Raw genomic sequence first — 9,574 nt, 5'->3', positions numbered from 1 at the left:
ACATACAACATGGATTTATTTCCTCGTCTCAGGGCAGTGCAAACGGACGAAAAGGCTTATTGTCACGCAAAGCCGCTGCAAAGTTGGTCGCCTCACGTCGGAGCCGCTCACGTAAACTGGTCTCCTTGCCAGACTTATGGGGATGAAACGTCTCGGTCATCCGCTCCTCGTAGGCGCGCAGAAACTTCCGCCGGGCGGCATCAGTCAGGCGGGGGCCATTGTCTGCATCTTGCGTGAAATCTTCCAAGGGCGAGAGCATTCGGTTATTGGCGATGTGGAGCACCAGGCGATCCACCACGGCACTGCGAAACGGCTCCATCAGATCCAGCGCTAGGCTGGGCCGTCCCTCGTCCAAGCTGTGAAGCATCCCGATGGTGGGGTCGAGACCTGCTCCAACAACGGCTCCGGTCGTCTCGCTAGTTAGGAGAGTGTACCCAAACGAGAGGAGGGAATTAGCAGGGTCACGAGGCGGGCGACGGCTCCGCTCGGTGAAGCGAAAACCACCGCCCAGCATCTGCCCAAACGCCGAAAAATAGGCCGCCGCCGCCTCACCTTCAAAGCCCATGAGACTTTCTACACTCGGGGCATTACTCGCAGCGTGCTGCGCGGCAAAAAGACGATCCTGCTCGCGTTTGAACGGAAGCTCAGGGTGATTGCGCGTGAAGCGCGAGAGCAATGTGCTGCTGTTCTTGACCTTACGCACCACGAGAGTCTGGGCAAGCTCCAGCCGCCGTGCGGGGTTCATATGGGCAGCGAGCTGTGCCAGACGCACACCCGCCCCTCGGTTCCTCACAGGAGACAAGATCCCCCGAAACTTTCCCATGGACGACAGAAAGGCACACTCAATTCCTGCTTCCATTAGAGCCGTGGCCGCCGTGCTCGTGACGCCTGCCGTTCCGCCGACAATCACTACCCGCTCGATATCGAAGAGACGAGCCTCCTGCAGGAGTTCCTTACCCTTCGTTACCCGAAGCCGACCATGTTCCTGGTGGACACAGGCCCCTGGAATCGTGACATAGAGTACCGACTTGCTCATACTCGTTTTTCCTTCAAGAGCTTTTCCCATCGCGTCCGTATCTCCACACCAGGCCTGCGTTGTGGGGCAGGGATAGGAAGCGCCCCATCATCATCGAAGGCATGTCCCAGAAACTCCAGCGGATCTCTACAGGAAAGAATCCGAGTCTTCTCTGGGTGCAACGTGAGCCGGAGGCGCTCCATCTCCCGAGTCGCGAGCTCCTGTGCCTGCCGAGCGCGTGCTTCCGAGGGGCAACAGACCACGAAGTCATCCGCATAGCGCACCAGGCGCAGCCCTGCCCGGCTCATCGCTTCATCGAAGGGATGCAGATACACATTGGAGAGTAGGGGGGAGAGAGGGCTCCCCTGAGGCGTGCCACGCAGCCGGGGGCGTCGTCGCGAGAGAGCATAATCCGTCGCTAGGACACCCGCCACGGCTGTGACTCCCAGCCCTGTGGTGAGGAGCACCGCTTTGCTAGTAAGAGCGGGAAGCAGGAACTTGCGATAGTCCCAGGCAAGGCGCGCCGCTTCGCCCCCGAACCGTAGCAGGTTCGCTGCGCGTGTGGGACGCTCCCAGTCCTGGGTTTCGTCTGGGAGATTGTTCTCTGCATGGATCATGCTCTGGAGTGTTCCTCGGAGCCGCTCGGCGGTTGTCTGGACTAGCGAGGGGCGCTTCTCCGTCGCCTCCAGCGCTCCCGCCTCCAGCCAGAGCGAGATGACCCGCAGCACGCTACGATCTGAGATATGGTGTTGCAGGCGCTGGCGTAGCATCCCATGATCCACGGAGGAGAAGAAGTCCCGTACATCCGCATCCAGAACCCAGTCCAACCCTGCCGTCCGGTACGCTAGCACCCTCTCTACGGCATCGTCCACACTACGTTGAGGCCGGTACCCGAAGGAGCACGGAAGAAAGATCGGCTCAAAGAGGGGCTCAAGCACATTAACAAACGCGCGTTGTGCCACCCGATCCGTCACTGTCGGAATGGCAAGCTCTCGCTGTCCCCCACTTTTCTTGGGGATAGAAACCCGCCGTAACCCGAGGGGCAAGTAGCTCTCGTCCTGCAGAGCGGTTGCCAGTTGGGTAAGGTGGGTAGGAAGCCTCGCCTCGAAATCAGCCAAGTGCATGGCATCCACACCCGGGCCTCCTTGGTTGGCTCGGATCCGCTGCCAAGCTGCATAGAGATTCTCCTCGTCCACGATCTGGGACATCAGGCTATTCATTCTTCCTTCTCCTCCACTGCGATCAGAGCGCCCTTGCGCAGAACCAAGATGAAAAAGTGCCCCACCGAAAAACGGCGGGGCGAGTGTGCTGGCTAGGGCTCGACGACCACGAAGCCGACGACGACTGCGTTTCCGTCGAGAATGCTGCCATCGGGCGCAATGTCCCCCAGCAGTACCCCGTTTAGGTAGACGTGGCCTTCCCCATGGCTGGCCGAGTCGGTGACATCCACGGGAACGCCTCCGACCAGGACATAGACCGTCCAAGCAGGAGGGGGGAGGGGAACCACTGCCGCTGCCCGTGGGACGGTCCCGTACACCGGGATGGAGAAGAGCGGGGCGCTGAGAGCAGCCACCGCGAAGACGATGAGGGTGTGTGTTTTCGTTCGCATGCCCCCTAATGCAAGGGAGGCTATCTTTTGCGACACCGCACCAAAAAGAATTTTTACGCTTGGCTAGAAGGCATGAGAATATGTTTTGTGCATTGCCAGAGCGATAAGCTCGGGCAGAGGAAGACGAGCGCCTTCTGTTTGCAAGACGGCAAATCGCTCCGTTCCCAGAGCTTCCTCCACCCGCTGCGCCAGCGCGTCGTACCCCTTCTTGGCATCCTGGGGCGTGGGTTGGCTGTGCTGCAGGCGGAGGGTAGCAATCGCGCCGATGAGCGGGGCGCACCGAACGTAGTCTTTCTGGCGCTCCGTCCAAGTGACGACCGCCATGAGCGACTGGAGCAGCCCACGCCACTGCCTCAGCTCCAGGGCAAGGGGGAGTGCCTCTTGTAGATAAGTGAGTGCCTCCGAGTCTTCCTGACGCTGGAGGTGAAGGTGAGCGGCGTTGTTGAGGGCAACGAGCAGTGTGCCGCTGGGGCCTTCTTCGCGTAGCCCGGAGAGGCTTAGTGCGCTGAGCCGGAGAGCTTCCTCCAGATCGCCGGACTCGGTGGCGGTGAGAGCGAGGTTATCGCGCGTTCGGCGAACCCCGCGCAGATCCCCCAGTGCGGCGAAGCGCTCCTCCGCCTTGAGGAAGTACGACCGAGCCGCGACAAACTCTTTTGCACTGAGTGCCGTGAGTCCAAGGGTTCCTAAGGCGCGTGCCTCGCGCACGCCATCGCCGACCACGCGGCTGGCCTCCAGGGCTTCCTGACCAAACGGCGCACTCTCCGTGGGCTCTCGTAGAGCGTAGGCAAGGTTGGCTGCCCCGAGCAGTGCTTCTCGGCGTGAGGGGGTGTTTGTGCTCGCACCGAGGAGGAGGGCAGCCTTCAGATAGGATTGTCCGGCGACCAGGCTACCGTACTGGTACCAGAAGCGCCAGAGAGCCGCCCCGAGGCGGTGGGCCAGATCGGCCTGTTTGCTTTCCAAAAGAAAGGCTTGAACCCGCTCCAGGTTCGCCCGCTCCTGCTCCACGCGCTCCCGGGGCGGTGTCTCTTCCACAAAGCCCAGAAACCAGGTGGCATGTGCTTGCTGGATTTTGCGGGTTGCGTGTGCCTCCTCCAGCCGATCCCACGCATACTCGCGCAGGGGCTCCGCCAAGCGCCAGCGTGTGGGATCCTCGGACTGGAGGAGTGAGGCGGCGACTAGAGACTCCGCGAGCTGCTGGGTTTGTGGCTCGTCCCAACCGACGATGGCAGCAAGGGGGGCCAGGCTAGCACCACCGGCAAAGACCGAGAGGGTGCGGAAGAGAGTCCGCTCCTTTTCGGTGCGCAGTGCCTCGCTCCAGCGGATTGTCGCTGTGAGGGTATGGGCACGTGGTGGGAGCAGGGGATCATCTGTGGTGCTGGCCAGGGAGCGAAACGAGTGTGCGAGCTCCTCGGCGAGCGCCGTCAGGCCCTCAAAGCGCTCCAGCGAGGCCGCGGCGAGCTCGATGCCGAGAGGGAGCCCCTCCAGTCGAGCACAGATCGCCTGAGCGGCAGCCTGCTCCGCCGTGGTTTGCGGAATCTGAGCAAGGGGGGCACGCTCCCAGAAGAGCGAGAGAGCTTCTTCGGCAGGGAGTGCAGCCACCGGGATGAGGCGCTCACCGGCGAGGCGCAGTGGCTCGCGGCTGGTGAGGAGAAGGTGGAGGGCGGGGCAGTGAGACAGTAGCTCGCTGAGCACCTGCCGTGTGAGCTCGCGCACGTGCTCCGCATTGTCCAGAACCAGGAGCAGCTCACGGTGCCGGAGCGCTGCATACAGGCTGGTCTCCGATGCCGACTCCAGCCCGATGGCACGACCGAGCTCGGCGTGGAAGGCATAGGGGCGGGCACCGGGAAGCAAGCGTGTCAGATCGAGAAATGCCGCCCCGTCTCGAAACCGCGATGCATTCTGCGGCGCGGCCTCCAGTGCGAGCCGGGTCTTGCCCACACCACCGGGGCCATGGAGCGTGACAATCCGCGTGCCTGGCAAGAGCACGTGAAGCAGGGTTAGCACACCCTCACGTCCCAGCAAGCGCGTGCGAGTCGTGGGAAGTGGCAGGCAGTGGAGCGGCTCTTGCTGGGTGGGAGACGGCTCCAGCTCGCGCGCGAGTCGCTCCGCCAGGGCGCGTGTTTCTGGCTCGCCCTGGCCCAAGCGCAACAGCTCTTGGACCTCCTGCTTCACCGTGGCCTCGTTGCCCCGTTGGAGCAGAACCAACCACCGGCGTCGCAGAAACCGCTCGTCTTCCGGGTGTGTCACGCGCCTGCGCTCCAGCAAGGTGAGCGCCTCTTGCAAGTGCCCTGCTTGCTCCCAGGCATCCAGCAGTGCCAGCCAGACCGCCGTGGATTCCTTGGCAAGCGCCACCCGGTGTGCCTCTAGCCACGGCGCTTCCCAGTCCGGCAAAAGCCCCCCTTTTTCAGCCAGAGCACTCGCCTGCTCCAGTGCGGCAAGCTCCCCGTGTAGCCCCTTTTGCGCCGCGCTCCGAAACTCCCCGACATCTGTCTGGCAGAGCTGGGAATTGAGGCGGACATCGCGCCGGGTCTTGAGGAGCGCCGCTTCCGCCTCTGGCCCAAAGGCACGCCGCAGGAGCATCCAGTGCCGCCGGAAGTTATTCCTGCGCCGGGTATCCCCTTCGTCATCGTCGGGATACTCCGGCCAGATCATCCGACTGAGCCGATCCTGAGAGAGGGGGCTTGTTGATCCTTCCAGCACGAGAAGCGCCAAGAGGGCACAGGTCGGCGCTTGCAGTAGAGCCGCCTTTTCTTCCCCCTTCACCCGTAGTGAGACACCGCCTAGCAGGGAGGCTTGGATGAGGATCAGAGAAGCGGATAAAGAGGCCACAAACAGTGAATACTTCACCATCAACAATAACTCCTCCTGTTGCGATCACAAATCGATCACAAAAGCCTGGCTAAACTGTGAGGTGAGATCCCACGCTTTCGGCGGATGTCCCCATGCGGGAGAGAAAAGGAAGATTCCACACTGCTCGATCCATCGTTTCAAGGCGCATGGATCGTTTCACGGTCAGCTGGAAGTAGGCTGGAAATTAACGTTAGGAAAAATTTAGTTATGTGCAAGATGATTGCTATGGTTTTGTTGTTAAGCGTGACCACAAACGCTGTGTGTTTTGCGGTTGATGTTCCTGCGGGGATAGTGATTCCTGTTGAACTTATGACGGATGCATCGGAAGCTGGTGCCCAAGCGACATATCGGGTTACCGCAGATGTCCTAGACAAAAATGGAAAAATTATTGTTCCTTCGGGGGCAACGGGAGTAGGCAGGGTTATCCAACGTCGAAATGGAATCATTTTTGGTGGCCCTGGAAAAACCGAAGTTAGTCTTGAAACACTGAATCTTTCGGATGGAACCAAGATGGGAGTGAATGCGAAGCATACCCGGTATGGGGCGGATGTTCGAGTTGCAACGATTTTGTTGACTAGTATTTATGCGGGATTTCTGATAAAAGGTGGTGGTGGGAAACTGAATCAGGGGTCTAAATTCACTTTTACGACGAACTGAAATTAAAATAATGCACGACCTTGTCCCGCAAAGAATACGGAAGTAAGGACAAGGTCGTGTTTTAATCGGAAAATAACTACGGGGATTTATATGAATCGTAAAGATTTTCTAAGTATTGTAACATTTGCTTGGTTAGATCAGAAGGAAATAAAGGGGCGTGAGGATCGGATCGTCACAGTTGGTTCCATAATCGTGGGTGAGACTATTGATATCGACCTCTATCCCGTAGATGCCGGCCCCTTAATCTCGATAAGCCTTCATGCCATCACCGCCTCTTCGCTGAATCTGTTGCGGAGGGAAGAATGTAGTAAGTTCATCCAGGATCTGTTGAAGGATAAGAGGATAAAGTACCGTTATCTAGGAACTGATCGGAGTAGTCAACTCCCTATTATCTTTGGGGATCTGATCCTGCCACCTGATGACAAGAACCTTAGCAGTGAGCTAGTCCTGCGTGGTTTCGCCAGTGTTATTCCTGAATTGAAGAGCCGGCGGCCCGATCTCGCTGCTATCCAACTTAAACGGGATCGCTCTACCCCCTTACCCAAGACGGGGGTATTTGTCATTGCCAGGCCGACGGATCAAAGCTTGCATCCCTCATTGACTGCCTGTGTGAGTGCAGGTGATGTTCACCTTGATCGGTATGCCCGTTTTGGCACAGGCAACGAAAATACTCTAGGGGTATTGATCTGTAACCATCGCAACACCTCCTTGGATAACTGGTCGTTAAACATCTGTTACCGTATCCTAAAGGGGAACACCGATGGTCATAAACTTCTGATTATAGGGGCTAAGACCAATCAAATTGCCTTCTGGATGTACTACGATGTTGCTACGGAGTCCATGGTTTATGGGGCTGGTTCCAAAATCCGGGGCTCGATTCGGCCCAGCTACAAGTGGCAGATCCTCTCGTATTGTCACGAGAAGGCGGGAGATGAAGTCCATATGGATGGCAAGCTTCTTCTCCAACTCCCCTCTGCTTCTGAGGCGTGCGACCTCATGATCGCTCCATCGGTTCCGCTACAGAAAGGGAAAAATACCGTCACAAATCTCCAGTACATCGAATACTCGGACACTCGTTTGGTCGCCACGCGCTCCACGATTCGGAACCTGGACTACGACCCAAAACCGAACTACGCCGATCTTGCGGACAGGTTCGCTCAAGCAAACCGTCTAGACCGAACGGGTGAGGTAGGGGCAATCACAGGCCTTGGAGTGTTGCAAACAATACGGGGCAATACAGTCGTATCGGAAGAGGGAGAGACACACCGCGTCTACGCAACTGCTACCAGCGGATCCGGGAAGTTGAATGTCATCAATTCTGGTGATGCATCGTTTCAGGAAGGGTGTAAGTCGGCTCATGCTGTCGTAAAGCTTTGGTGTAGCAATCGACCGATTAATCCTAATAAGTTCGATATCAATTTGAGTGCCGGTCAGTCGGGACTAAAGATTAGTGGGAACTCAGGCGGTGCTGCTGCCGCGACCTGTATGATCTCCGCGGTTAGCCAGTTCTTCATCGATTCCAGTACTGCGGTGACCGGTGCGATCACCTTAAACGGCAATATCACTGCGGTGGGGGGGATTCCCGATAAAGCGATTGCTGCCTTATTAGATCGAAGTGTTTCCTTGATCGCGATTCCAGCCTCCGTTGCCATGGCATTACGACCCGTTTTCTTCGCTGCCCCGAAACTGTACATGGCACATCAGATCATCGCGGTCTCCCACATTGACCAGTTAACCCGACAAGTCCTCCTGCAGAAAGTGCCTAATGGGCAAGTGCGGAGTATTGATAGCCGTGTGAACCTGTCGCGAGAGATGATCATTCGTGGGATGCAGTTCTACAAGACACTTCGGTTTACTGAGGCCACCGCCGCACTTTCTCAGGCGCTGACCTATTGCCCCGAGGATATGGTGACGGGATTGTGGATTGATCTCATTCAAACGGAGTATCAGCGGATCAAACGAGAAGAAAATGATTTTTAAGAGTCAGGTATTTGAATTCGGTCAAAGCGGATGGCCCAAAGTGCTACACGTCATGCGGGGTGATATTGTGCGTATTTCGGGTAATTCCGACCAAAATGGTGTGGAGATGTCCCTGTTTGTCGTCGGTGGACTGGGGGCTGCAGCAACAGAACGTGCATGGGTATTGAAATGGATCGCAGAGAGTGACCGGGAGTTCTATGTGGTGTCCCTCCGCAGGCGGGTCGGCGCGCGCCCTGAGGAGAAAGTTGCCGAAATGCGTGTGTATGTCTACGACACGCCCCCCGCCTCAATTCTAATACGGGAGGAGACAGACATTATCACCCGCCGCTGTGAGCTCCAGTGCTCTATTCGAGAGACGATCCGATCGGTTGATTTTGAAATAGGGAGTACCCCCCTGCCGAATGTCCCCATCGAGGAAAATCAATGTAACCTCTCTCTGAGTGGGTTGCTCCCTGGTACGCACTCGGTCTCAGGTCGCGTTAATCTCGCCGGTGGCAAAGGGGCAGTGGCTATCGTCCCCCAACAGATCACTTTGGCGGAGATCATACGGCTTCGTATTACGCCACCGACAAAAGAGATTAACCTCACACAAGAGATTGGCTTAAAGACTGTAGAGATCCAGGCCGAGCCTCTTGTGGGCCTTCCTGTGACGGCGGGGATCGTGATCTTGCTAAACCAAAAGCCGCAAGTCGTCACACTCGGCGAAAATCGTATCACCCTTCCTATTGAGAGCCTCATGGAGGGAGAGTACATCGTGCAGGTGATCGTAACACATAGCGGGAAAACCCGCCTCTCTACTCCCTCTAGCTTTATGGTGCGGCGAGATATTGCGATCGAGCTTCAGAGGATTCTTATCACTGCCCGCAGTGTTTCTTTGGATGCCTGTAGCATTTATATTACTCAGATTTCAAATAATAAAGACATCTCTATGATTCTGAAATCTGCTTCTCAAGCATTAGAAACTGTGAAGCAGTCTTTAGAGCGCAACAATATCTTACCAATTCCAAGTTACCTTCCTGCAAAATTTGCTATAGCTTTGCGAGAGATTCAGACCAACCGCCGTGAAGCATTAGCACTCAGTCGCAACTTTCTGGAAGGGGAGATCGAGTTCTGGTCATTCCTGAAAAATGAGCCCAATATTCCGGCGAGCAAGCTTCCTGTTCTGATTGCCGCACGAGACATTCCCGTTTCACGATCTATGGCCACTGCCCAAACTCTAAGCGGACATCTTGAAAAAGATACAGCCCTGCTAGCTTCTTTAGGAGGAGCCACGAAAGTATAATCGCAGAAGCTATTGCCCTACCTATTGTCTGAACATCTCGATGGGCAAGCAAAGGGTAGATTGCACACACGAAAAGGACAACATGATGGCTGAAAAATTCGATGCGATGGTCTGCACAGTGGGAGAGAACCCACTACCGGTTTATCTGGGAATTGCCCAGCTCACCAAGCCCGACGCGACG

The 9,574-nt window shown here is 56.9% G+C and carries 7 protein-coding genes; 3 read left to right on the top strand and 4 right to left on the bottom strand.

All coding sequences use genetic code 11. The features are described from left to right. Positions 1–28 precede the first annotated feature (28 nt). The 4 genes from cas1 to ACH2EH_RS19130 all read right to left on the bottom strand — a co-directional run bounded on the left by cas1 (position 29) and on the right by ACH2EH_RS19130 (position 5,453). Positions 29–1,036 carry a CRISPR-associated endonuclease Cas1 gene (cas1, locus tag ACH2EH_RS19145; RefSeq protein WP_395144165.1) on the bottom strand — a complete coding sequence of 336 codons (1,008 nt, stop codon included), beginning with the start codon at positions 1,034–1,036 and terminating at the stop codon, positions 29–31. Beyond that, positions 1,033–2,235: a reverse transcriptase domain-containing protein gene (locus ACH2EH_RS19140; protein WP_395144163.1), complete on the bottom strand. Its 1,203-nt coding sequence runs from the start codon at positions 2,233–2,235 to the stop codon at positions 1,033–1,035. Before ACH2EH_RS19140 ends, cas1 begins: the two co-directional genes overlap by 4 nt. Positions 2,236–2,327: 92 nt before the next feature. Beyond that, positions 2,328–2,624, bottom strand: a complete 297-nt coding sequence (locus ACH2EH_RS19135; protein ID WP_395144162.1) for a hypothetical protein — start codon at positions 2,622–2,624, stop codon at positions 2,328–2,330. Positions 2,625–2,687: 63 nt separating this feature from the next. Then, a complete protein-coding gene (locus tag ACH2EH_RS19130) occupies positions 2,688–5,453 on the bottom strand; it encodes an ATP-binding protein (protein ID WP_395144161.1) in 2,766 nt (921 codons plus the stop codon). A gap of 228 nt (positions 5,454–5,681) precedes the next feature. Between ACH2EH_RS19130 and ACH2EH_RS19125 the strand changes: the two genes are divergently transcribed. The 3 genes from ACH2EH_RS19125 to ACH2EH_RS19115 all read left to right on the top strand — a co-directional run bounded on the left by ACH2EH_RS19125 (position 5,682) and on the right by ACH2EH_RS19115 (position 9,393). Then, entirely contained in the window at positions 5,682–6,131 is a 450-nt protein-coding gene (locus ACH2EH_RS19125; RefSeq protein WP_395144159.1) for a hypothetical protein, read from the top strand. 90 nt (positions 6,132–6,221) lie between these two features. Then, the gene (locus ACH2EH_RS19120) at positions 6,222–8,111 is read left to right on the top strand and encodes a S16 family serine protease (protein WP_395144157.1); all 1,890 of its coding nucleotides are present in this window, start codon (positions 6,222–6,224) and stop codon (positions 8,109–8,111) included. Beyond that, a complete protein-coding gene (locus ACH2EH_RS19115; protein ID WP_395144155.1) occupies positions 8,101–9,393 on the top strand; it encodes a hypothetical protein in 1,293 nt (430 codons plus the stop codon). Before ACH2EH_RS19120 ends, ACH2EH_RS19115 begins: the two co-directional genes overlap by 11 nt. Positions 9,394–9,574: the final 181 nt, after the last annotated feature.

The organism is Armatimonas sp. (assembly GCF_043760365.1).
Taxonomy (GTDB): domain Bacteria; phylum Armatimonadota; class Armatimonadia; order Armatimonadales; family Armatimonadaceae; genus Armatimonas.
Note: the sequence above shows the minus strand (reverse complement) of the source record. Positions and strands in the feature narration are given on the sequence as shown.

What these genes read in the sequence shown, in the direction of transcription:
- cas1 (WP_395144165.1), bottom strand. Translation starts at nt 1,036, where the DNA reads ATGAGCAAGTCGGTACTCTATGTCACGATTCCAGGGGCCTGTGTCCAC.
- ACH2EH_RS19115 (WP_395144155.1), top strand. Translation starts at nt 8,101, where the DNA reads ATGATTTTTAAGAGTCAGGTATTTGAATTCGGTCAAAGCGGATGGCCC.
- ACH2EH_RS19140 (WP_395144163.1), bottom strand. Translation starts at nt 2,235, where the DNA reads ATGAATAGCCTGATGTCCCAGATCGTGGACGAGGAGAATCTCTATGCA.
- ACH2EH_RS19120 (WP_395144157.1), top strand. Translation starts at nt 6,222, where the DNA reads ATGAATCGTAAAGATTTTCTAAGTATTGTAACATTTGCTTGGTTAGAT.
- ACH2EH_RS19135 (WP_395144162.1), bottom strand. Translation starts at nt 2,624, where the DNA reads ATGCGAACGAAAACACACACCCTCATCGTCTTCGCGGTGGCTGCTCTC.
- ACH2EH_RS19125 (WP_395144159.1), top strand. Translation starts at nt 5,682, where the DNA reads ATGTGCAAGATGATTGCTATGGTTTTGTTGTTAAGCGTGACCACAAAC.